Origin of the sequence: Moritella sp. F3, from assembly GCF_015082335.1 — a bacterium.
GTDB lineage: Bacteria > Pseudomonadota > Gammaproteobacteria > Enterobacterales > Moritellaceae > Moritella.
The window spans coordinates 113,572-136,395 of sequence record NZ_BLRL01000009.1 but is presented as its reverse complement, the minus strand read 5'-3'; the positions used below and the strand labels follow the sequence as shown (position 1 = coordinate 136,395).

Here is a 22,824-nt window from a genome sequence, read left to right as displayed (position 1 = left end):
GGACGCGCCATCCTTTGAGAATACCATCTAATGAAACCTATTTTTGCTACCTCTACATCTTTACAACTGCGCCTATTCCTTGCGGTTATCGCCTCTTTCTCGTTAATTGTCTTTGATTCTAAATTTGATTCTTTTTCGAATGTACGCGTATATTTAAATACCGCTGTATCGCCCTTGATCTATGCGGCAGATATTCCAGGCGAAATGCTAAAAGGTATGTCAAATACCGTTGTATCTCGTCGAGAGTTAAAAAAACAAGTTGAAGAACAACAGGATAAGTTATTTGTCCAGCAAGTGCAGTTACTTGAATTTAAGCACCTAAAAGAAGAAAATAAGCGCCTACGCGCATTACTTAATTCACCTGTCCATTCCGATAAACGTAAGCTTGTCGCTGAAATAATTACCGTTAATTCTGACCCATTTTCACTGCAAGTGGTGATTAACAAAGGGACTAATGATGGTATTTATATTGGCCAGCCAGTATTAAACGAGCAAGGTGTCGTTGGGCAAATTGTTGATGTGTCTATGACTTACAGTCGAGTACTACTGATTTCTGATGTGACTCACGGTATACCGGTTCGAGTTCAGCGTAATGACATTCGTGCAATTGCTAATGGCAGTGGCGAGTTAAATGGACTCAGCTTACCTTATGTGCCACACAGTACAGATATCCAAATGGGTGATGTGCTGGTGACGTCAGGGCTTGGTGGTGTGTTCCCCGAAGGATACCCTGTCGCGACGGTGACTGAATTTACTTACCAGGTTGGACAACCTTACGCGCAAGTTGAAGCGAAACCTGTGGTGGCATTAGAGCGGATACGTTATGTATTATTAGTTTGGGATGATATTAACCCCAATGAGACTAATGAACCGCAGTTAGAAACAGGTAAGGAGACAGCACTATGACGCCTGCTAACGGTCGTTTTAAATTAATTCTGACCATTATTCTCGCATTGTTACTGACCGTATTGCCAGTGCCTGAACCATTCGGTAGTTTCCGACCTGATTGGGTGTTATTGGTGTTGGGTTATTGGTGTATGGCATTGCCGTATCGAGTGAGTATTGGCTATGCTTGGGTGACTGGATTAACCTTAGACCTGTTGCTCGGTGCACCGCTAGGTATTCACTCTTTGGCCCTTTCTATTGTTATCTATATTATCGTGATGAATCATCGTTTGATCCGTAATATATCGTTATGGCAGCAAGCCTTAATTGTCGGTTTCTTAGTCATGCTCAATAAGCTTATTATATTCTGGGCTGAAAAATTACTTTTCGATATTTCAATAACACCGACGTACTTATGGTCAATCTTAACCACGATGTTAATATGGCCATGGATATTCTTGATTTTAAGGAAGATTCGTCGCCAATTTGCGATTAGATAGTGGCCTGAAGATAGCTTAATTGAGTAGAAGATAATAAGATGAAACAGACTAATATGTATTTAGCGTCGCAGTCACCACGTCGCCGTGAGTTATTAACCCAAATTGGCATTGAATTTTCGGTATTATCTGTTGATGTGGAAGAGCAACAACAAGCAGGCGAATTAGCGCCTGACTATGTATCCCGCCTGGCGCGTGATAAAGCGCAAGCGGGCGTTGCTGCGCTAAGTAACACGAATATTGCAGAGATAAAGACTAATACTGCTAATAAACAGGTGGTGTTAGGGGCTGACACGATAGTGGTCTATGCCGGACAAGTATTAGAAAAACCGGTAGATGAAACTGATTCAGCACGCATGCTCAGTTTATTATCAGGTCAAGTACATGAAGTGATGACTGCTGTGGCACTTGCCGATGGCTCACGCTGCTGGGTTGAGTTAGTGATAACAACAGTACAGTTTAGAGATATATCAACGATTGAAATGCACGATTACTGGCGTACGGGTGAACCCTGCGATAAAGCCGGTAGTTATGCTATCCAAGGTATTGCCGGTAAATTTGTCAGCCATATAAGCGGAAGTTATAGCGCGGTTGTCGGTTTACCCTTAATGCAAACCGAGCAATTAATTCAAGCCTTTAAGGCAGATCAGAATAAGTAACGAAGGGCTAAATAATATGGGTATAACGACAGAGTTATTAGTAAATGTTACCCCGAGCGAAACACGTGTTGCCTTGATTGAAAATGGCGTACTGCAAGAAATACATGTCGAGCGAGAAGCAAAACGTGGCATCGTGGGTAATATCTATAAAGGTAAAGTAAGCCGGGTTTTACCGGGCATGCAAGCTGCATTTATTGATATTGGTCTCGACAAAGCGGCGTTTCTTCACGCATCAGATATTGTACCGCATACCGAGTGTGTAGCGCCGGGCGAAAAGAAACATTTTAAAGTGGCCGATATCTCGCAATTAGTGCGTCAAGGTCAAGATATTATCGTCCAAGTAGTGAAAGATCCAATGGGTACTAAAGGTGCTCGTCTGACTACGGATATTACCTTGCCTTCACGCTATTTAGTGTTTATGCCTGGTAGCTCGCATGTAGGGGTATCACAGCGCATTGATTGTGAAGAAGAGCGTACTCGTTTAAAGCGTGTCACTGAAGCGCAAATTGATGAACTCGGTGGTTATATCATTCGTACCGCCGCTGATGGTGTTGGTGATAAAGAACTTGAACAAGACATTGCTTACTTAAAACGTTTATGGACCAAAGTGCTACAGCGTAAGAAAACGAATCCAAGCGCGAGCATGTTGTATCAAGATCCGTCTTTGGCATTTCGTATTATTCGCGACTTTGCCGGCGCCCCATTAGACAAGATCCGTGTCGATTCACGTTTGGCTTATGCTGAACTATGTGAATTCACTGAATCGTATGTACCAGAGCTAGTCAGTGCGTTAGAACCGTATACTGGCGAACGTCCCATCTTTGAAATGTACGATGTGGAAAGTGAATCGCAACGTGCGCTTGAGCGTCGAGTAAAGTTAAAGTCGGGTGGTTATTTAATTATCGATCAGACTGAAGCTATGACGACGATTGATATTAATACTGGCGCGTTTGTTGGTCATCGTAACCTTGAAGATACGATCTTTAATACCAATGTCGAATCGACTCAGGCGATAGCTCGTCAGCTGAGATTGCGTAACCTTGGTGGTATTATCATTATCGATTTCATTGATATGCAAAGTTCTGAGCATCGCCGCCGTGTGATGGAATGTTTGGAATCAGCATTAAGCCATGATCGTGCTAAAACCAATACCCATGACTTCTCGGCGTTAGGCTTAGTTGAGATGACTCGTAAGCGTACCCGTGAATCATTAGAGCATGTATTGTGTTCTGATTGCCCGACGTGTGATGGTCGTGGTTCAGTTAAAACCGTTGAAACGGTATGCTATGAGATATTTCGTGAAGTAACACGTGTTAACCGTGCTTACGATGCGGATCAATTTAACGTTTATGCCTCGGTTGCAGTTGCTGAATACATTATAAAAGAAGAATCACACAGTATTGCTGAATTAGAATTGTTTATGGGTAAACAGGTGAAGATAAAGCCTGAACCGCAGTACTTACAAGAACAATTTGATGTGGTAATGATGTAGCGTGACAGCGAAACGAAATTGGCTAAGAAGGTGTGGTAAAGCCTGCCTTTACACTTTTGCCTGCTTAGCTGTTTTTTCTGCCGTTTCGATTAGTTTGTTACGGGCGAGTTTACCGTACCTGAATCAATATCACGATCGCGTGATTGATTGGCTTGTTGCTGATCAGTCGGTGAGCATTGAAGTTGAAAGTATTGATGCGGGTTGGTATAAATTCGGCCCGGTATTAATTGTAAATACGCTCGATGTAAAGTTCGATGAATCCCTGCCTTATAATTTTGATGTCGCGCGTATTAAGATCAGCGTCGATTTTTGGAATAGTTTATTAGAACAAAAGCTGCTGGTTGATAACCTCATCTTAGATGGCGTACAGATAAAACTACCCATCTCTCCGTTTCAAAGCAGCAAAGAAAAAGACACTAAACTTTCTTCTCCTGAATTAACCCGCCTGCTTGATGTATTTTTCCGTCAGCTGGAACATTTTGAATTAACGAATAGTAACTTACGGGTATTAACCCCCGCGGGTGAAGAAAAGATTATTCATATACCTGAATTTGCTTGGCTAAACAAAGGTAATCGTCACCGAGGGGAAGGTTGGGCATACATCAATGATGATATCACTGATAATAATTTGCGCATCATGGTGGATGTTACCAGCGCTAAACATGATTTAACCAATGTCAGTGGTCAAGTTTATGTTCAAGCCGAAAATGTGAGTTTATCGAGTTGGTTTGAAAGAGTATTAATTGATCGAGAAGGCTTAAAAAAAGGCGCGCTCAGTTTTGAAAGCTGGATTGATATTGTTAATAATCAACCAACAACGGCATTACTTCAACTGCAGCCATCAGAGTTTAGTTGGAAAAGCGGTGATTTACAGCAAGACCTTAATATCTGGGGGGGCGAACTGGCATGGCAGCTAACGGATACTGGCTGGCAGTTAGACAGTCGTGAATTAGCCTTGGTCACCAATGGTATAGTCTGGCCATCACTCGAGCTACAAGTTAGACAGCAAGAAGATGATTTATTTGCGTTTGTTAATCAAGTTGAATTGTCTAAGCTCGCGCCTATTGTGGCACTGTCGCGACATGTCGATGACGCCTTATTTCAGGATCTTAAAACGCTCTATCCACATGGTTTAGTCCGTGATGTGAAGGTTAAGATCCCATTGCAAGATTGGACGCAGCTACGTTATCAATTAAACGTAGATGATTTTCAGTTGCAAAGTTGGCAAGGATTTCCTGCGATTGATAATGTCGATATTGCCGTGACGGGTGGCTTGGATGCTGGCAAAATTCGTGTTGATATGCACGATACATTATTAGATCTTTCCGAACATCTTGAGCATAGCATTCAGGTGAATCAATTTTCGAGTGATTTAACCTGGCGTCGTTATGATTATACCGATGCAAATAAGAATGAACCTGCTGGTAAAAAGCTGACGGGTATCGAGATCAGTGCTGACAAGGTGTTTGTTGATACCCCTGAATTAGTGCTTGATAGCCAGTTTTTATTAGATATACCGAGCGATGCAAACCCATTCCTCAGTCTTGCTGGTGACTTGAAGTTACGCGATGCTAGTAAGGCTTATTACTATTACCCTACAGCTTATATGGGTGAGTCATTAATCGATTACTTGAGAGGCGCTTTAAAGCAGGGGCACTCGGACAATGGTCAGTTATTGTGGTTTGGTGAATTTGCTAATTATCCTTATACACAAGGTGATGGCATCTTTGAGGCGCGATTAAATGTTGTTGATGCCGAGTTCAAATTTGATCCTCAGTGGCCAACGCTGACGGAATTACAGCTCGAATTACTCTTTCAAAATGATGATTTATTTATGTCATCGCGACAAGGTAACTTGGCTCAAGTGGCGATATCGGCAGTGGACTTACAACTGCCGAGTTTGGGTAACGTACAAGCACTTGGTATTCAGGCGCAATTTGCGACGACGGGGAAAAAAGCCAAATCTCTGATTGATTCAAGCCCATTGCCAGAAGTGAGTGAGGTGTTGAATAGTTTACAGGTATCAGGAAATCTGAATGGTAAAATTGATATTATTTTACCGTTTACCGATGATGATCCCGTTGTGGTTAGTGGTGACATTGGTTTAGTAAATGATGATATTTATTTGCCGGCACTGGATTTAACTTTGACGGATGTGAATGGTCGATTCAAGTTTGATGATACAGGCTTACTATCGACGCCATTAACAGCCAAGTTGTTCGACCAACCACTCAATGTCGGCTTTACGAGTGCGCAGCAAGACAGTATTTATCAAGTTAATGTCGATCTGGCTGGTGTATGGGCCAGTGATAAAATCATGACGCAATTAATGCCTGGGTATGAACAGTATGTGTCTGGTGATGTGAATTGGAAGGGCACATTAAACATGGCTTTTCCTGAGCAGGGCTTTAACTATGAATTTGATGTGCAGAGTGATTTAGAGCGTCTTTCGATCGACTTGCCTATGCCTTTGGCAAAATCCACATTTTTGGATTGGCCTACCGATATTTCACTTGTAGGTAATGATAAACAAGCTCAGATCCAAGTAAATGTCAGCGATGTGTTGTATTTTTCTGGTCAGGTTAATTACGCTGATGAACAGTTAGCGTTGATCCAGTCTTTAGTGCAGATTGGTAATGCAGATGAACTGCTGATCAGTGATACCGCGAATGCAGTTGTCGTCAATGTGGATAATCTCGATATCGTAGATTGGCAATCGTGGTATAACGGATTACCCGATAGTGACTTTAATGTGAGCAGCGCAGTTGAACCTTTATCGTCAATTAAAGTAGCAGTGGCTAATACCGTTTATTATCAGCAGCCTTTGACTGACTTAAATCTCACCGCGACTAAGGGTTACCGAAACTGGGGGATCACACTTAAAGCGGATGAATTTAATGGTCGTGTTGTTATACCTGAACTCGGTAATGTGAATATCGATTTTGATTATTTATATTTACCTGATTTAGTGTTTGTTGGGGATGGCGATACGACTAGCAATAGCGAAAAATCCTCGGTGCAAGCGTCATCAACCGAGTTAGTTTGGCAGGATATACCTGGTTTTAATTTTAATTGTGGAGCTTGTATTGTAGGGCAAATCAATTTAGGCAAAGCATCTGCAGAAGTGACTAAAGACAACAATGGACTTAAGTTACAAGCATTAGATGTCGATATGGAACATTCAGCAGTCGCGATGACTGGACGTTGGTTTACCAATGATAATGGCCTGCAAGAGACGCAACTAGAGGGTGAGTTAAAAACCCAAAGTATTGAAGAGTTTATGACAGGCTTGGGGTTAATTAGTCCGTTAGCGAAAACGCCAGCAGACGTTAATTTTAAATTGGGTTGGCAGGACAATCCACTTAAGCTGGACATTGACTCGCTAAATGGTAGTGCGAATATAGTGACTAAAGCTGGGCGGATCTCGAATGTCAGTGATAAAGGGACGCGATTCTTAAGTGTGCTGAGTTTGCAGTCGTTAGTGAAGCGCTTGAGTTTGGACTTTAGTGATGTATTTAATGATGGTTTACCTTATTCCTCAATGTCCGCATCACTACAGGTCGTCGATGGCGCCATTAACAATAAAGATTTTTTAGTTAACTCCAGTAGCGGTAAAATTACCGGTAATGGTTATATTGATTTAGTCACGGATACCATTAACTATAACTTAAGCTTTTTTCCAGATGTTACTTCGAGTCTACCGGTATTGGCTGCATTTGCGGTAACGCCTACGACTGCATTAGCCGTCTTCGCGTTATCGAAAATTTTGGAGCCCGTGGTGGAAGTTATTACGGAGCTGAAGTTTAATGTCAGTGGTGATTTTGATAATCCGACATTTACTGAAGTTAAACGTAATCAAAAAGCGATCACTGTACCTGACGAACTCATCAATGCGACAGATCCGAAGACGGCTGGAGACAAGTAATGCAGTTAGTAGCAATACAAATGACCTCGGGTGCTGATATTAAAGCGAACTTAGCGTATGTGGCATCACAACTGGCATTGATTGATACAGGGGGAACCCCGACCTTGATCTTATTACCAGAGAATTTTGCCTTGTTTTCGCACCGCGATGATTATTTAGCTCATGCAGAACGATTAGGGCAAGGACGAGTACAGCAACAGCTTGCTGATTGGGCTAAGGAATACCAATGTTGGCTGGTTGCAGGGTCTTTTCCTATTCTTAGTGATATTGAAGATCGGATTTATACAACCAGTTTAGCATTTGACCCCGCTGGGGAATTGGTGCAACATTACCATAAGATCCACTTATTTGATGCGCATGTTCCAGCTGTATCTATCGCGAGCAATGATCATCAAGATAAGAGCATATTTAAGAAAAATGTTAAGCAAGGTTTTAAGAAAGAGCTAAAGCAGCAAACTTATAAAGAATCAGATAGTTTTATTGCTGGTGATCAGATCGCTACTTTCACTATTACAGATAGTACGGGCGGAGATATAACGGTTGGTATGGCTATTTGCTATGACCTGCGTTTCCCTGAATTATTTCGTGCACTCAGTGCTGCTAACGCCGATGTGTTATTACTACCCGCAGCCTTTACCCATGCGACAGGTAAAGCGCATTGGTTACCCTTGTTACAAGCCAGAGCCATAGAGAACCAATGCTATGTGTTAGCGGCTAATCAAGTGGGTGATCATGGTGGTAATCGTCATACTTGGGGTCATTCGGTTATCTTAAACCCTTGGGGCGAGAGTTTGGCACAACAAACATCGTCGTGTGGTATCTGCTGCGCGCAATTAGATAAACATAAGTTAGTACAAGTACGTGCTGACATACCTATTTTACAACATGCACGCTTTACGGCGAGCTTGAAAAATAAAGAGTAATAATCACAATGAGATTTGAACAAGTCGAAAATTCAATTTTACTGCCAGCCGAGTTAGACCTCGATAAGCTGCAGAGCACGCTGTCATTATTGATGGGCAATCAGCTTGATTATGGTGATCTTTATTTCCAAGCTTGCAAGCATGAGTCTTGGGGTTTAGAAGACGGCATTGTTAAAGAAGGTTCATTTAACATCGAGAAAGGTGTTGGTGTACGTGCCGTTTCGGGCGAGAAAACCGGTTTTGCGTATTCAGACGAGATCAGTTTAAAGGCATTAACCCAGTCTGCGACAGCGGCTCGTGGTATTGCTGCTAGCGGTGGTGAAGGTAAAGTTAAATCGTGGAGTAAACCACAAGGTAGTGAGATTTATCAGCCATTAGATCCATTAGCGAGTATGGAAAGACAGCGTAAAATAGACCTGTTACATGAAGTTGATGTCTATGCGCGTGCTTTAGATGCCAATGTGACTCAAGTAAGTGTGAGTTTGTCTGCTGTATACGAAGAGATATTAGTAGCGGCAACCGATGGTACGTTAGCGACAGATGTACGTCCGTTAGTACGTATGAACTGCTCAGTGTTAATTGAAAAAAATGGTAAACGTGAACGTGGTGGCGCTGGTGGCGGTGGTCGTTATGGTTTCGATTACTTTTTAGAAGATGTAGATGGTACGCAGCGTGCATTTAGTTATGCTAAAGATGCGGTGCGTCAGGCATTAGTTAATATCGATGCAATCGAAGCGCCTGCTGGTGCCATGCCTGTTGTACTTGGTGCTGGTTGGCCTGGTGTATTATTGCATGAAGCTGTTGGCCATGGTCTTGAAGGTGACTTTAACCGTAAAGGCACGTCTGCTTACGCGGGTAAAATTGGTGAAAAAGTTGCATCTTAGTTATGTACGATTGTGGATAACGGCACATTAGAAAATCGCCGTGGTTCGTTGAATATCGATGATGAAGGTACGGTAACGCAAAATACCATGCTAATTGAAAACGGTATTTTAAAAGGTTACATGCAAGATAAACTTAACGCCCGCTTAATGGGTGTGGAATCTACGGGTAACGGTCGTCGTGAATCATTCGCACATTTACCGATGCCGCGTATGACGAATACTTATATGCTACCAGGTGAGCATACACCAGAAGAGATCATCAGTACGGTTGAGAAGGGCATTTATGCGCCGAACTTTGGCGGTGGTCAGGTGGACATTACTTCCGGTAAATTTGTATTCTCAGCGTCTGAAGCTTATTTAATTGAGAATGGTAAAATTACCACTCCGATTAAAGGTGCAACCTTGATCGGTAATGGCCATGAAGCCATGCAGCATATCTCGATGGTTGGTAACGATCTGGAATTAGATAAAGGTGTTGGTATTTGTGGTAAAGAAGGCCAAAGTGTGCCGGTAGGTGTTGGTCAGCCGACATTAAAACTAGACAGTATGACTGTGGGTGGCACTGGTAGCTAATAGGCTATTTGTACTGTGTTGAAGTCATGTGCAGTAGATAAAAATAAAGCCCTAACAAGTATATGAATCACTTGTTAGGGCTTTATTGTTTGTACTGGTTAATATCAATGTTGCCATCATGGCAAATTAATATTATAGACCAGCAATCTCACGTAGGTGTTTAAAGATTTCTTTGCTTGGTTTAGCTGCTTTAAGCGGCTTTTCAGCTTTAATTTCTTTATTCACTTGGCGGATCAGTAGACGCAATTTCTGACGGTCAGCATTTGGATAGGTTTCCATTAACGCTGTGATCGCAGTATCACCACCGGCAATCAATTCATCACGCACTATTTCTAGTTTCGCTAATTCAACCGTTGCTTGGTTATACTTATTGGTGATCTTATCGTATGCCGCTTGGATTGGCTCGAGACCGTCACTACGCATGATTTTGCACATGTACGATAGATGTCTGCTATAAGCATCAGTACGTACTACAATTTTTCTTGCTGTGACGATTGCTGCAAGCATTTCTTCTGAAAAACCCATCTTGGCAATTTCTGCTTTACTGAGTAAAGCGATCGCGCCAGCGAGTTTCAGAGTCTTGGCAATTTCAATTTTGTTTTCTGCACGACTTTGATATAACTCGTCGTCTTCAGCGCGTCGGTAAGACTTTTCACTGGTAATATTTCGTTCTCTTACGCTCATAATATTCTTTTTCAAAACGATTGATATGTTAATTGTATCAGTTTATTGCTAATTGCGCAGTTGCTGCAGGAATTTTTATCACATCATGGTATGCTAAATCCAGTATAACTAATTGAAACGAGCCCATGAACTTAAAACAGCAAATTACATTAGAACAAAATAAATTGGAATTAGCCGTTACTCAAGCACTCGACATCGCCAAAAAAGCGGGCGCGAGTGATGCTGAAGTAGCTATTTCACGACAAACGGGTTTGTCTGTGAGTACGCGCATGGGTGAAGTTGAAAATGTAGAATTCAACCATGATGGCGCGTTAGGTATTTGTGTATACCGCGGCCAGCGTAAGGGTAATGCATCAACATCTGATTTAAGTGAAGCTGCAATTCAAAGCACAGTGGCTGCGGCGTTAGATATCGCTTTGCACACCGCTGAAGATGAGTTTGCAGGTCTGGCAGATCGTGAACTGATGGCGTTTGCACCGACAGACTTAGACTTATGTCACCCGATTGATATCAAACCTGAGTATGCGATTGAGCAAGCGTGCCTGACTGAACGTTTAGCGTTAGCGCAAGATCCTCGTATTGTGAACAGCGAAGGTGCGTTTACCAGTCACAGCAGTATTAAAGTCTACGGTAATAGCCATGGCCTGGTAAATGGCTACGCGAGTACTCGCCATAGTATGAGTTCGGTATTGATTGCCGAAGAAGATGGCGCAATGGAACGTGATTACGGCTACTCAATGGCGCGTGACGCAAGTAAACTGTGGACACCTGAACAGATAGCTACTGAAGCTGTTAATCGCACTGTAGACCGCTTAGGTGCACGTAAGATTGATACCTGTAATGTCCCTGTCATTTTTCACCATGATGTTGCTAGTAGCTTAATGGGCCAACTTGTGATGGGTATCAGTGGCGGTAGCTTATACCGTAAATCATCCTTCTTACTGGATAAGTTGGGTGAGCAAATTTTCCCTGAATGGTTAAACATCCAAGAACGTCCACATATTATGGGTGGCTTAGCATCCTCTATGTATGACGCTGAAGGTGTACGCACTAAAGATTTAAATGTGGTTGAGCAAGGTATCTTAAACAGCTACTTATTAACGAGCTACAGCGGCCGTAAGTTAGGTATGCAAACAACCGGTCATGCTGGTGGCATTCATAACTGGAACGTGACAGGTAAAGGCGAAACATTAGGTCAACTTTGTCGTCAAATGGGCACGGGCTTATTAGTGACTGAGCTGATGGGACAGGGCGTGAATATTGTTACCGGTGATTACAGCCGTGGCGCGTCGGGTTTCTGGGTTGAGAACGGTGAACTGCAATATCCTGTTCACGAGATCACGATTGCGGGTAACTTAACTGACATGTTTAAAAACATTGTTGCAGTGGGTAGCGATATTGATGTGCGTAGTAGCATTTTGATGGGGTCTACATTATTAGAATCAATGCAGATCGCGGGCAACTAGTGATTAACTGTAAAAAGTATTGAATATAAAAAGCCTGTGTTATGAAACACAGGCTTTTTTATTTATAAGACTATGTGATGTAAATACCGTCGTTATTTAAGCGCCGTAGACCAACGTTGCCATGCCTAAGAAGGCAAATAGACCAACTACATCGGTAACCGTTGTTAATGCCATACCGCCTGCCAATGCCGGGTCGATATTGTATTTTTTCATCACCAGGGGGATCACGACGCCAGCCAATCCGCCCATCGACATATTAATAAACATCGCGCCACCAATGATCAGGCCAAGAGATGGGTCGCCTTTCCATAATGACACGATAATAGCGATAGAGATGGCCCAGATAGCGCCATTCAGTGCCCCTACCATGGCTTCTTTACCAATTAACCAGCGACTATTCTCATCACTAATATGGCCAACCGCCATACCACGGATAACCAGTGCAAGTGTTTGATTACCAGCTATGCCACCCATGCTAGGGACAATGGTCATCAAAATAGCCAATGTTGCTAGCTGTTCTAAAGTTGCTTCAAACATATTCGAGACGGATGCGGCTGTGAGTGCCGCGATTAAATTAACCCCAAGCCAGAGTGTACGACGCTTGGTACTTTGGATAACGGGAGCAAAAGTATCCTCGTCATCATCCATACCGGCCATACCCATCATGTCATGCTCGGCATTTTCACGGATAATATCAACCACGTCATCAATGGTAATACGACCGAGTAATTTCCCTGAGTCATCAAGTACGGGGGCTGAGATCCAATCATGACGCTCAAACAGTTTGGCTACTTCAGAAGTATCCATCGTGGCTGGTAAGGTTTCAGCTTGACGATCCATGATGGTGCTAATAACACTGTTGGGATCTGTCGTGAGTAGCATGGCTAAAGGTACATCGCCAATTAATCGGTCATCTTTATCGACAACGTATAACGTATCAGTGGCTTCAGGTAATTCTCCACGCAAACGAATATAACGTAAGATCACATCAACAGTGACATCAGGACGTAAAGTAATGGTGTCCGTATCCATGATGCTGCCGGCAGTATCTTCTGGATAGGCCATAGCAGCTTCTAGACGATGGCGATCTTGAGTGTCCATTTGCGTGATAACTTCTTGATAGATGCTATCGGGTAGACTGCGGAGAATATTGGCGAGGTCATCGGTATCCAAACCTTCCGTTGCAGCAACCAGTGATTCAGTATCCATCAGTTTTAGAATGCTGGTCTTGGCGTCTTCATTTAGCTCGTCAAGGATCTCACCTTGCATTTCAGAGTCGGTTAACCGCCACAAGACTTTACGGCCAGCTGGTGGTGATGATTCGAGTAATAATGCAATATCACAAGGGGGCGTTTGGTTGAGCATTCGTTTTACGTGAACAAACATACCGCTGTCGAGCGCTTCATTCATTTCACTTAAACGCAGGTGTGTACTGTCATGCTCCATTTGTTCTAGCATATGTCGTCCCCATTCTTATTATTCTTGTGCAAGACCTTGCCCGCTGATGCGGACAATTCTAGCTTAATCTGTATTTATAATCAGCATTTACATAAAATATCATAATTCATTATATGGTATTGATAATACGTTGGCTAAGGTAGTGCTTAGCTGATCTTGTGTTTGTTTTTTTCTAATGTCTGGTGACGGGTTTGCACGATTCGATCTTGCAGTTTAAAGTATTTCGCTAGCTGCTCTGCAATAAAGACAGAACGGTGTTGGCCGCCAGTACAGCCAATTGCAACAGTGACATAGCTGCGATTATTTTTTTCTAACAGCGGTAACCAGGTCGTTAATAAATTTTCGATTTGCAGTGCAAAACTCATTACTTCTGGTTGTTGGCTGAGGTAACTAATCACCGGTTCATCCAGACCTGTATACGGTTTTAATTCTGGGATCCAGTGTGGGTTAGGTAAAAATCGCACGTCGAATACATAGTCAGCATCCATTGGTAGGCCATGTTTGAAACCAAATGATTGGAAGACCAACACCAATTGATTATTTTTCTTACCTAGAATACGTTCTTTGATTTGCTCGCTCAGCTCATGAATATTGAGCTCGGTGGTATCGATTTTCAAATCAGCATGCAAGGCGATAGGGCGTAAGCGTTTTTCCTCTATTTCAATTGCTTGAGATAGCGATAACTCATCTTTGGTTAATGGATGTAGTCGTCTCGTCTCGCTGTAGCGCTTAATAAGTACAGCTTTATTGGTATCGAGGAATAAACTGGTTAGGTCGGTGCTGGCTTTTAGCGCCGTAATAATGTCATTTAATTCTTTTTTGTCAGTTGGGAGGTTACGTACATCGATACTGACAGCCACTTTTTCAGTTTTTTCATTTAAGGTTTGTAGTAGCTGTGGGAGCAAGGTAACAGGTAGGTTGTCTACACAATAGTAGCCTAAGTCTTCAAGTACCCGTAAAGCAATTGATTTACCGGATCCTGATTGGCCGCTGACGATTATTAATTTCATGTTCTGTCCCCATATCTGCGCAGCGAATATATCGTTACCATAGCTAAAATTAGGTTGCTAATTTTAAAGCTGTAGCAATATAAAAGAATGCTCATTATCCCGTAATTGGTGTGGATATGATATGTTTTAATTATGTCAGCGTTATTAATACTTAAAGTAATACCTAAAGGAAAAGTGGTTTTCCTTTAGGTTATTTGTTGTGGGGCTAAAATTAATGGCGAATTAATTTTTCTTTGTGTTTAATGACCTGCCTATCGAGTTTATCCATTAAGCCATCAATTGCAGCATACATGTCGTTATGTTCATGTACGGCAAAAATTTCCCCCCCATTTAAATGTATTTTTGCTTCTGCAACCTGCAGTAATTTTTCGACATTTAAGATCACGTGGATATTGTTTATGTGATCGAAATGTCGTTCTAATTTGGAAAACTTGCTATCAACGTAATCTTTCAGTGAATCTGTAATATCTACATGTCTACCTGTTAAATTAATTTGCATATACGTCTCCCTTATGAAGGTTAGGTGAGTCCTATAATAGACTCTTGCGCTGATTAGATGGCGGTATGCTCAGTGCTTCTCGATACTTTGCAATAGTACGTCGAGCGACCTTGATACCTTGATCAGCAAGTAAATCAGCAATCTTGCTGTCACTTAATGGCTTGCTGGCATTTTCTGCCGCGACCAATTTCTTAATTAATGCTCGGATAGCGGTTGATGAACATTCGCCACCGTTGTCCGTGCTTACATGACTTGAAAAGAAAAATTTCAATTCAAAGATCCCACGTGGGGTATGCATAAACTTCTGCGTCGTCACACGTGATATCGTGGATTCATGCATCTCAACTTCTTCGGCAATATCGTTGAGTACCATAGGTTTCATGGCTTCATCACCATACTCAAAAAAATCAACCTGTCGCTGGACGATACTTTTTGTCACTTTTAGTAAGGTGTCATTACGACTTTCTAAACTTTTAATAAACCACTTTGCTTCTTGGACGTGGGTGCGAACAAATTGCCCATCGCTGCTGTTGCGGTTACCTGTCGAAAGATTAGAATATTCATTGTTCACCTTTAATCTTGGCACAATGTCAGGATTTAACTCTACCACCCATTGATTATTTTTTTTCTTTACTAACACGTCAGGTATAACGTAAAGCCCTTCTGTTTGATCAATGACATTGCCTGGTCTTGGTTCCAAGCTCTGAATTAATTGCATGATCTCTTTGAGCTGGGGTTCTTTTAATTTTGTTTTACGGCTTAATTGACGGTAGTCGCGATTGCCTAATAAATCCATATGAGATTGGATTATTTGCTGACATTCGCTTAACCAAGGGGTATTTTTAGGTAAATGTTGGAGTTGGATCAATAAACATTCTTGCAGTGAACGTGCTGCTACGCCGATGGGATCAAAGTGCTGAATACGTTTTAGTACCGCTTCGACTTCGTCTAATTCAATCTTGGCATCGTTGTTAGCGTCCACTTCTTGGTGGTCGATATCAACGCTGTTCAGGATCTCTTCACAAGTTTGAGTGAGATAACCGTGATCATCAATACCGTCAATAATTGCGACTGCAATCGCGTGATCGATGTCAGAAAAAGGGGTTAGCTCCATTTGCCACATCAAATGTTCGTATAAACCTTCGCTGGTTTCACCTTGGTAAACTTGATCTAGGCCATCAATTCCGGCGCTGCCGCTACTGTGGTTTTGTATTTGTGGGGTGTAAACGTCATCCCAGTTACTGTCATTGGGTAGTTCATCGGGCATCGATTCACTGGCAAGCGCATCGCCCACTTCAATTTGACTGCTATCGGTCGGCGCTGCATCATTATTAGCATCATGGTTGTGGTCATCATGCGCGTTATGATTATCTGCGTCGTTAGCGGGCGACTCATGAGGATCTTCTTGTTCTAATAGTGGATTGCTATCTAGCGCTTCTTGGATCTCTTGCTGTAACTCCAAGGTCGATAGTTGTAATAATCGAATCGCTTGTTGTAACTGTGGCGTCATTGCCAGAGATTGACTCATCCTAAGTTGTAATGATGGCTTCATCTAACGACTACTCTCTCTTCCTTAATGCGGCTAAATATCAATATCAAACTATAGTCGGAATTGATCTCCAAGATATACTTCTTTTACTTTTTCATTGGATAAAATTTCTTCAGAAGTACCTGAAGCGATCAAATGTCCATGGCTAACAATATATGAATGTTCACATACATCAAGCGTTTCACGTACGTTATGATCGGTAATTAACACACCTAAACCGCGGTCACGTAAATGCTGAATGATTTTCTTAATATCGCCAACCGAAATTGGATCTACGCCAGCAAATGGTTCATCCAATAAGATAAACTTCGGATCTGCAGCGAGTGCGCGAGCAATCTCTACACGACGGCGTTCACCACCTGATAAGCTCATACCTAAACTGTCGCGGATATGGGTGATATGAAATTCTTCTAATAATTCTTCTAATTTTTCTTCACGTTCAAAACGGCTTAATTCTGTGCGTAATTCCAAAATAGCCATGATATTTTTTGTTACTGATAAGCGGCGAAAAATAGAGGCTTCCTGTGGTAAGTAGCCAATACCTTGCTGTGCGCGAATATGCATAGGCTCATGGGTTAATTCTTGGTCATCGATGAAGATTTGTCCATGATCTCGCTTTACTAAGCCAACCACCATGTAAAAGGTAGTGGTTTTACCTGCGCCATTAGGCCCAAGTAAGCCAACAATTTGGCCGGATTCAACTTCCAGACTCACATCTGAAACCACTTTACGTTTGTTGTAACTTTTTGCTAAGTGTGATGCTTTTAAACGCGCCATATGAATTTACTTACTCTACTTAGTTTTGGTGTCTTCAGGAGTGAAAATAGTGATCACGCGATCGGATTCATTTTTGCCACTCTCGGCTATCATTTCTTGTTTATCAATTTGGTAGATGATCTTGTCACCTTTAACTTCACTATCAGCTTGGCGTAAACGGGCATTCTTTGACAAGGTTAAGCGTTTTTTGCCAAGTTCATAGCGGATCTCGTTAGACTCAGCGTTAATTTTTTTACCGTCATCTAGTTCTTGGTAAAAAGTAGCTACGTTCCCCGTCGCTATCATTACTTCGGTGCCTTTGCCGTTAGAGCTTAATACCGTTAGTTTATCAGCATGAATTAATATAGTGCCTTGAGTTACCACCACATTATCATAAAAGATAACGCGGTTCTCTTTAATAAACACTTCTTGACGTTTGGCATTCACGACAACATTTTCTTGGAAATCAGACTCTAATGCGAGTGCTGAATTACTCATGAATAATGTTAACAGTAAAACTTTATATTTTTTCATCATTAGTATAAATCGCTTCAACTTGCTTAAGGATTGTCATGTATTCTTGTTTTAAATCACCTTCCAGGCCAATGCCTGTTTGATTAAACAAGTCGCCAGTAATGGTAATTAATTGATCGCTACGCACCAAATTTTCGGCGAGTTCTAATTGTAAATAACTGGTTGTGATGACATCGATATAATCATTTTTAGCCATGTTTTTGATGATAACATCATCGCGTAATATGGCGACATCTTCACTGCTAAAGTTACCTTCTTTAGCTTTGATCTTCCACGTCGCTTGTGCATTTTCATCATAAAGGATGATAACGGGGTTAGTGAACATTGTCATGCCTAACTCACCATAATGCTCCATGCTATCTGCAAAAGTGCGACGTATAATTTTTCCTTCAAGGCTAAATTCAACGCTACGGAGAACTTGTGCAGTAAAATCAGGTTGATATTCGGTTGATGTTGGTGCTGTTATTTCTTCATTAGGCGAAAAAAATCGCCATATCCCAAGGGCACACAAAAAGAGGATTACTATTCCTACATTTTGTCGATTCATACCGAAGTACCTTGTGCTTGGTCTAAAATCCCTTTCGCTAATAAGATCAGGTCTGCGAGTTCTCTTACTGCGCCAAAACCACCGCGAATAGAGGTGCTAAAATCAGCACCTTTTTTGACTAATGGGTGTGCATCTGCAACCGCAACACTGAGCCCACATAGATTCATTACCGGTAAATCGATAACATCATCACCAATATAGGCTACATGTTCTGGTGATATGTTTAATTTTTCAAGCAGCATGTTAAAGGCAACGACTTTGTTGTCCTGGCCTTGATAGACGTGCTTAACCCCTAACCCTTGCATACGGTTAGCGACAATCGTTGATTGACGGCCGGTGATGACCGCGACTTCAATACCTGCATTAAGTAGCGATTTAACCCCAAAACCATCACGGGTATGGAATGCTTTCAGCTCTTCGCCATCGTTACCCATATACACTCGACCATCAGAAAAAACACCATCTATATCGCAAATAAGCAGCTTTAATGTTTTTGCTTTAGTTAAAATATCTTGTGAGATTGGACCGTATAACGTGTTGATCATTTTATAGTACACCTGCGCGTAGTAAGTCATGCATATTGAAGGCGCCGACTGGTTCTTGTTTTTCATTAACAACAATTAAGCCGTTAACTTTCTTATTTTCCATGACGGCGAGGGCTTCTGCAGCCAATATATGTTCATTAATAGTAACACACCTTTCGGTCATTACTGCACTGATAGGGGTTTGGTGAATATCTATACGTGCATCTAAAATACGACGTAAATCACCGTCAGTGAAAATACCAACCAGCTTATCGGCGTTCGTGACAGCGGTCATCCCTAGGCCTTTTCGAGACACTTCTAATAAGGCATCAGAAATCGTTTCGTTTTGTTGTACGCTTGGTATGCCGTCACCTTTATGCATAATGTCGGAAATACGCAGTAATAACTTACGACCTAAGCTACCGCCTGGGTGAGATAAGGCAAAATCATTGGCTGTAAAACCTTTCGCTTCAAGTAAAGAGACGGCAATAGCATCCCCCATGACTAAGCTTGCAGTGGTGCTCGAGGTTGGTGCTAATCCTAATGGGCAAGCTTCTTTATCGACCTTAACACATAAGCTAACGGTTGCTTCACGAGCCATGGTTGAATTGGTGTTACCCGTTATCGCAATGATCGGTATGCTTAAACGGGTTAATACTGGGTACAGTGCTAATATTTCATCAGACTCACCTGAATTTGAGAGGGCGATGACCACATCTTCACGTTCGATCATGCCCAGATCGCCATGACTGGCTTCACCGGGATGCACGAAGAATGCTGGCGTCCCGGTGCTGGCGAGTGTCGCCGCAATTTTGTTAGCAATATGCCCTGATTTTCCCATGCCGGTTACAATAACCTTGCCTTTACAGGCGATAAGTAACTCACAAGCACCTGTAAAGGTCGTATCAATATATTGACCTAATTGCGTGATCGCAGCGGCTTCTATTTCAATGACATTAAGCGCACTTTGACAATAATTGAACTGACTCGACATGGTTATTTCCTAATAAATATACGATTTGATACTTAGCCTAGAATAGCAATAATGACTAAATACTACTAAATATAATAACTTGATACGCGACAAAACCAGCCAATAGCACGCCACCTTCAATACGGTTGATACGACCTGGACGGCCTCTAAAGCCGATGGCCATTAATAGCATCACGATCGTTGCGCCGAGCATGTAGTAGAAGTCACGACTAATAATCGCGGGATCAATCATACCTGGTGCTAAAATACCTGGTAACGATAATACGGCTAAAATGTTGAAGATGTTAGACCCAATGATATTCCCCATTGCCAGGTCATCTTCACCTTTTAAAACGCCGGTTATTGATGCTGCAAGTTCTGGTAAGCTCGTGCCTATCGCAATAATAGTCAGGCCGATAACTAAATCGCTCATGCCATAGTATTGTGCGATCACGACTGCTGAATCGACAAGATAGCTAGAGCTAACAGGCAGGGCGATCATACCGAAAATTAACCATGCCACTGCTTTCCAAGTTGGCACGCCTTCAGGTACGTCATCATTGTGTTCGTCGGCAATCGGATCATCACTTGGACGCTTTAATGCTAAAATTGTTAACGTTAGAATCGTAATGAAGAATAATAATAATAAAATTACACCTTCATACATTTCTAGTTTTAAATCCCAAAGCACAACACCGGCAAGTATCGTGGTAATTAATACCATCGGGATCTCTCTACGGATGGTTGCAGAGCCGACGAGTAAGGGTTTTAATAATGCGGTTAAGCCTAAAACCAAGGTTATGTTGGTTATGTTTGAACCAATCGCGTTACCGATTGCCGTATTGGGAGCGCCATTTAGCGATGCCGATACAGCGACCATCATTTCTGGTGCAGATGAACCCATCGCTACAATAGTAAGGCCAATGATAAGCGGTGAGATACCAAGATTTCGGGCTAATCCAGCAGCGCCATAGACGAATTTATCGGCACTGATGACAAGTCCAATCAATCCCAGAATTAAAATAATAATATTTGTAGTTAACATCGGCCAATTAAAAAGTTGATAAAAAAGAGTACTATTTTCGGTCTTTTTTAACGGAAAGAAAAGCTAAATTGTTAAATCTTGTCGACTATCGAATGATCACGCCCTAAAAATCGTGACTTAGTGATAGTTTTGGATTGTGTATTAAAGCGATTGCTTTTAGAATACTGGGCTATTTTAATACTTTAGTTTTAAGCGCGATTCTCTCATTTAGAACGTCATTCACTTAAAACTAAACATGCTGCTCTATCGTTTTAGTCAGTTTGCGATCGTGGCATGTAGAGTTTTTAACTTGGCTTAGAATGGCGGCATTACAGGATTTTAGTATTATGGATATTCAAGAATTAAAAACATTGCTGGAAAATGAGTATACGTTCCAGGAATTACACGTGAAAGGTGAAGGCAGCCACTACGACGTTATTGCTGTCGCCGAGATGTTTGTCGGTATGAGCCGTGTAAAAAAACAACAAGCTATTTATGCGCCATTAAAAGAGCAAATTGCATCAAATAGTATTCATGCGTTAACCATCAAGGCATACACACCTGAAGAATGGATTCGCGAACGTAAATTTATATTACCTTCTTAGGCTGGATTAGAATGGATAAGTTTTTAATTAAAGGTCCTTGTCAGTTAAATGGCGATGTGACTATTTCGGGTGCTAAGAACGCGGCACTACCGATTCTATTTGCAACGTTACTAAGTGATGAAACTATCATTCTTAAGAATGTGCCAGAATTAAGAGATATTAAAACCACGTTACAGTTGTTACGTGAACTGGGTGCGCAAGCAGAGCGTAATGCAGAGGGTGATGTTGTTATCACTGCTGGTACGGTTAACTGTCAAAAAGCCCCATATGAATTAGTTAAAACCATGCGAGCATCAATTTTAGCGCTTGGTCCTTTAACGGCTAAATTCTCGACTGCAGATGTTTCTTTACCGGGTGGCTGTGCAATTGGCGCTCGCCCAGTGAATCTACACATTCATGGTTTAGAAATGATGCAAGCAAACATTAACGTTGAAGAAGGCTATATTAAAGCTCGCGTTGATGGCCGTTTAAAAGGCGCGCGTATCTTAATGGATATGGTTAGCGTAACGGGTACTGAAAACCTATTAATGGCAGCGGTCCTTGCTGAAGGTATCACGACTATTGAGAATGCAGCGAGAGAACCTGAAGTGGTTGATTTAGCTAATTTCTTAAATACGTTAGGTGCTAAAATCACTGGTATTGGTTCTGATGTCTTAACGATTGAAGGCGTTGAAGCCTTGCACGGTGGTACTTATGCAGTACAACCTGATCGTATTGAAACGGGTACTTTCCTTGTTGCTGCTGCAGTAACGGGTGGCAAGATCACATGTCATAAAACAGACCCTTCGTTACTGGATGCTGTATTGCTTAAGCTTGAAGAAGCCGGCGCTGCAATCACGACTGGCGATGATTGGATCACACTTGATATGCAAGGCCGCGAATTAAAAGCAGTAAATATCAAGACTGTACCTTACCCTGGTTTCCCAACGGATATGCAAGCGCAGTTCACGGTATTAAATACAGTGGCGAAAGGCACATCAACGATCATTGAAACGATTTTTGAAAACCGTTTCATGCACGTGCCTGAATTAGCGCGTATGGGTGCTGACATTGAGCTGGAAGGTAATACAGCAATTTGCCGTGATACTGATAGTTTGACTGGCGCACAAGTGATGGCAACGGACTTACGCGCATCTGCAAGTCTCGTTATCGCTGGTTTCCTTGCGACAGGCGAGACAACGGTTGAGCGTATTTATCACATCGATCGTGGCTATGAATTTATTGAAGATAAACTGCAAGGCTTAGGCGGTAACATTACCCGTATTGAAGGCTAATAGTTGTCGTATGAGTAAGTATTAATAACGTGTAATTAGTTATTATATATAAAAAGGCGCATTGATATGCGCCTTTTTTGTTG

General features: G+C 42.0%; 20 protein-coding genes and 1 pseudogene. 10 read left to right on the top strand and 11 right to left on the bottom strand.

Annotation, left to right across the window (positions count from 1 at the left end):
• The first annotated feature begins 30 nt into the window (after positions 1-30).
• From mreC to tldD, 7 genes and pseudogenes are all read left to right on the top strand, one after another.
• Entirely contained in the window at positions 31-906 is an 876-nt protein-coding gene (mreC, locus tag JFU56_RS15405) for a rod shape-determining protein MreC (protein WP_198438169.1), read from the top strand.
• Positions 903-1,385: a rod shape-determining protein MreD gene (mreD, locus tag JFU56_RS15400; RefSeq protein WP_198438168.1), complete on the top strand. Its 483-nt coding sequence runs from the start codon at positions 903-905 to the stop codon at positions 1,383-1,385. The genes mreC and mreD overlap by 4 nt, the downstream gene beginning before the upstream one ends.
• Positions 1,386-1,423: 38 nt before the next feature.
• The gene (locus JFU56_RS15395; RefSeq protein WP_198438167.1) at positions 1,424-2,041 is read left to right on the top strand and encodes a nucleoside triphosphate pyrophosphatase; all 618 of its coding nucleotides are present in this window, start codon (positions 1,424-1,426) and stop codon (positions 2,039-2,041) included.
• A 16-nt stretch (positions 2,042-2,057) separates the two neighbouring features.
• Positions 2,058-3,533, top strand: a complete 1,476-nt coding sequence (gene rng / locus JFU56_RS15390; protein ID WP_198438166.1) for a ribonuclease G — start codon at positions 2,058-2,060, stop codon at positions 3,531-3,533.
• A 1-nt stretch (position 3,534) separates the two neighbouring features.
• Positions 3,535-7,458 (top strand): YhdP family protein, encoded by a 3,924-nt coding sequence (locus JFU56_RS15385; protein WP_198438165.1) that lies wholly within the window; start codon positions 3,535-3,537, stop codon positions 7,456-7,458.
• Complete coding sequence (locus JFU56_RS15380) at positions 7,458-8,381, top strand: carbon-nitrogen hydrolase family protein (RefSeq protein ID WP_198438164.1); 924 nt, start codon at positions 7,458-7,460, stop codon at positions 8,379-8,381. Before JFU56_RS15385 ends, JFU56_RS15380 begins: the two co-directional genes overlap by 1 nt.
• An 8-nt stretch (positions 8,382-8,389) precedes the next feature.
• A pseudogene (gene tldD / locus JFU56_RS15375) lies at positions 8,390-9,838 on the top strand (metalloprotease TldD).
• Between the two features lie 132 nt (positions 9,839-9,970).
• Here tldD and yjgA read toward each other — a convergent pair.
• Complete coding sequence (gene yjgA, locus JFU56_RS15370; RefSeq protein ID WP_198438163.1) at positions 9,971-10,522, bottom strand: ribosome biogenesis factor YjgA; 552 nt, start codon at positions 10,520-10,522, stop codon at positions 9,971-9,973.
• A gap of 125 nt (positions 10,523-10,647) precedes the next feature.
• On the opposite strand from yjgA, the gene pmbA reads away from it, so the two are divergent.
• Positions 10,648-11,988 carry a metalloprotease PmbA gene (gene pmbA, locus JFU56_RS15365; RefSeq protein WP_198438162.1) on the top strand — a complete coding sequence of 447 codons (1,341 nt, stop codon included), beginning with the start codon at positions 10,648-10,650 and terminating at the stop codon, positions 11,986-11,988.
• A gap of 96 nt (positions 11,989-12,084) precedes the next feature.
• Here the strand turns inward: pmbA and mgtE are convergent, their stop codons facing one another.
• The 10 genes from mgtE to JFU56_RS15315 form a co-directional block, all read right to left on the bottom strand.
• Complete coding sequence (gene mgtE, locus JFU56_RS15360; protein WP_198438161.1) at positions 12,085-13,446, bottom strand: magnesium transporter; 1,362 nt, start codon at positions 13,444-13,446, stop codon at positions 12,085-12,087.
• Between the two features lie 146 nt (positions 13,447-13,592).
• On the bottom strand, positions 13,593-14,456 hold the full coding sequence (rapZ, locus tag JFU56_RS15355) for an RNase adapter RapZ (RefSeq protein ID WP_198438160.1): 864 nt from the start codon (positions 14,454-14,456) through the stop codon (positions 13,593-13,595).
• Between the two features lie 211 nt (positions 14,457-14,667).
• Positions 14,668-14,955: a ribosome hibernation promoting factor gene (gene hpf, locus JFU56_RS15350; protein WP_198438159.1), complete on the bottom strand. Its 288-nt coding sequence runs from the start codon at positions 14,953-14,955 to the stop codon at positions 14,668-14,670.
• Between the two features lie 31 nt (positions 14,956-14,986).
• Complete coding sequence (locus tag JFU56_RS15345; RefSeq protein WP_198438158.1) at positions 14,987-16,507, bottom strand: RNA polymerase factor sigma-54; 1,521 nt, start codon at positions 16,505-16,507, stop codon at positions 14,987-14,989.
• Positions 16,508-16,555: 48 nt separating this feature from the next.
• Positions 16,556-17,281 (bottom strand): LPS export ABC transporter ATP-binding protein, encoded by a 726-nt coding sequence (lptB, locus tag JFU56_RS15340; protein ID WP_019440720.1) that lies wholly within the window; start codon positions 17,279-17,281, stop codon positions 16,556-16,558.
• 15 nt (positions 17,282-17,296) lie between these two features.
• A complete protein-coding gene (gene lptA / locus JFU56_RS15335) occupies positions 17,297-17,758 on the bottom strand; it encodes a lipopolysaccharide transport periplasmic protein LptA (RefSeq protein WP_242065975.1) in 462 nt (153 codons plus the stop codon).
• A gap of 22 nt (positions 17,759-17,780) precedes the next feature.
• Complete coding sequence (gene lptC / locus JFU56_RS15330; RefSeq protein ID WP_198438156.1) at positions 17,781-18,341, bottom strand: LPS export ABC transporter periplasmic protein LptC; 561 nt, start codon at positions 18,339-18,341, stop codon at positions 17,781-17,783.
• Positions 18,338-18,886: a 3-deoxy-manno-octulosonate-8-phosphatase KdsC gene (gene kdsC / locus JFU56_RS15325; RefSeq protein WP_198438155.1), complete on the bottom strand. Its 549-nt coding sequence runs from the start codon at positions 18,884-18,886 to the stop codon at positions 18,338-18,340. Before kdsC ends, lptC begins: the two co-directional genes overlap by 4 nt.
• Before the next feature lies 1 nt (position 18,887).
• Positions 18,888-19,859 carry a KpsF/GutQ family sugar-phosphate isomerase gene (locus tag JFU56_RS15320; protein WP_198438154.1) on the bottom strand — a complete coding sequence of 324 codons (972 nt, stop codon included), beginning with the start codon at positions 19,857-19,859 and terminating at the stop codon, positions 18,888-18,890.
• A gap of 55 nt (positions 19,860-19,914) precedes the next feature.
• Complete coding sequence (locus JFU56_RS15315; protein ID WP_198438153.1) at positions 19,915-20,883, bottom strand: calcium/sodium antiporter; 969 nt, start codon at positions 20,881-20,883, stop codon at positions 19,915-19,917.
• A 326-nt stretch (positions 20,884-21,209) separates the two neighbouring features.
• On the opposite strand from JFU56_RS15315, the gene JFU56_RS15310 reads away from it, so the two are divergent.
• The gene (locus tag JFU56_RS15310) at positions 21,210-21,467 is read left to right on the top strand and encodes a BolA family protein (RefSeq protein WP_198438152.1); all 258 of its coding nucleotides are present in this window, start codon (positions 21,210-21,212) and stop codon (positions 21,465-21,467) included.
• Positions 21,468-21,478: 11 nt separating this feature from the next.
• The gene (murA, locus tag JFU56_RS15305; RefSeq protein ID WP_198438151.1) at positions 21,479-22,741 is read left to right on the top strand and encodes a UDP-N-acetylglucosamine 1-carboxyvinyltransferase; all 1,263 of its coding nucleotides are present in this window, start codon (positions 21,479-21,481) and stop codon (positions 22,739-22,741) included.
• Positions 22,742-22,824 lie beyond the last annotated feature (83 nt).

Excerpts from the sequence above, each read along its gene's own strand:
- mreC (WP_198438169.1), top strand. The coding sequence starts at position 31 with ATGAAACCTATTTTTGCTACCTCTACATCTTTACAACTGCGCCTATTC.
- mreD (WP_198438168.1), top strand. The coding sequence starts at position 903 with ATGACGCCTGCTAACGGTCGTTTTAAATTAATTCTGACCATTATTCTC.
- JFU56_RS15395 (WP_198438167.1), top strand. The coding sequence starts at position 1,424 with ATGAAACAGACTAATATGTATTTAGCGTCGCAGTCACCACGTCGCCGT.
- rng (WP_198438166.1), top strand. The coding sequence starts at position 2,058 with ATGGGTATAACGACAGAGTTATTAGTAAATGTTACCCCGAGCGAAACA.
- JFU56_RS15380 (WP_198438164.1), top strand. The coding sequence starts at position 7,458 with ATGCAGTTAGTAGCAATACAAATGACCTCGGGTGCTGATATTAAAGCG.
- yjgA (WP_198438163.1), bottom strand. The coding sequence starts at position 10,522 with ATGAGCGTAAGAGAACGAAATATTACCAGTGAAAAGTCTTACCGACGC.
- pmbA (WP_198438162.1), top strand. The coding sequence starts at position 10,648 with ATGAACTTAAAACAGCAAATTACATTAGAACAAAATAAATTGGAATTA.
- mgtE (WP_198438161.1), bottom strand. The coding sequence starts at position 13,446 with ATGCTAGAACAAATGGAGCATGACAGTACACACCTGCGTTTAAGTGAA.
- rapZ (WP_198438160.1), bottom strand. The coding sequence starts at position 14,456 with ATGAAATTAATAATCGTCAGCGGCCAATCAGGATCCGGTAAATCAATT.
- hpf (WP_198438159.1), bottom strand. The coding sequence starts at position 14,955 with ATGCAAATTAATTTAACAGGTAGACATGTAGATATTACAGATTCACTG.
- JFU56_RS15345 (WP_198438158.1), bottom strand. The coding sequence starts at position 16,507 with ATGAAGCCATCATTACAACTTAGGATGAGTCAATCTCTGGCAATGACG.
- lptB (WP_019440720.1), bottom strand. The coding sequence starts at position 17,281 with ATGGCGCGTTTAAAAGCATCACACTTAGCAAAAAGTTACAACAAACGT.
- lptA (WP_242065975.1), bottom strand. The coding sequence starts at position 17,758 with ATGAGTAATTCAGCACTCGCATTAGAGTCTGATTTCCAAGAAAATGTT.
- lptC (WP_198438156.1), bottom strand. The coding sequence starts at position 18,341 with ATGAATCGACAAAATGTAGGAATAGTAATCCTCTTTTTGTGTGCCCTT.
- kdsC (WP_198438155.1), bottom strand. The coding sequence starts at position 18,886 with ATGATCAACACGTTATACGGTCCAATCTCACAAGATATTTTAACTAAA.
- JFU56_RS15320 (WP_198438154.1), bottom strand. The coding sequence starts at position 19,859 with ATGTCGAGTCAGTTCAATTATTGTCAAAGTGCGCTTAATGTCATTGAA.
- JFU56_RS15315 (WP_198438153.1), bottom strand. The coding sequence starts at position 20,883 with ATGTTAACTACAAATATTATTATTTTAATTCTGGGATTGATTGGACTT.
- JFU56_RS15310 (WP_198438152.1), top strand. The coding sequence starts at position 21,210 with ATGGATATTCAAGAATTAAAAACATTGCTGGAAAATGAGTATACGTTC.
- murA (WP_198438151.1), top strand. The coding sequence starts at position 21,479 with ATGGATAAGTTTTTAATTAAAGGTCCTTGTCAGTTAAATGGCGATGTG.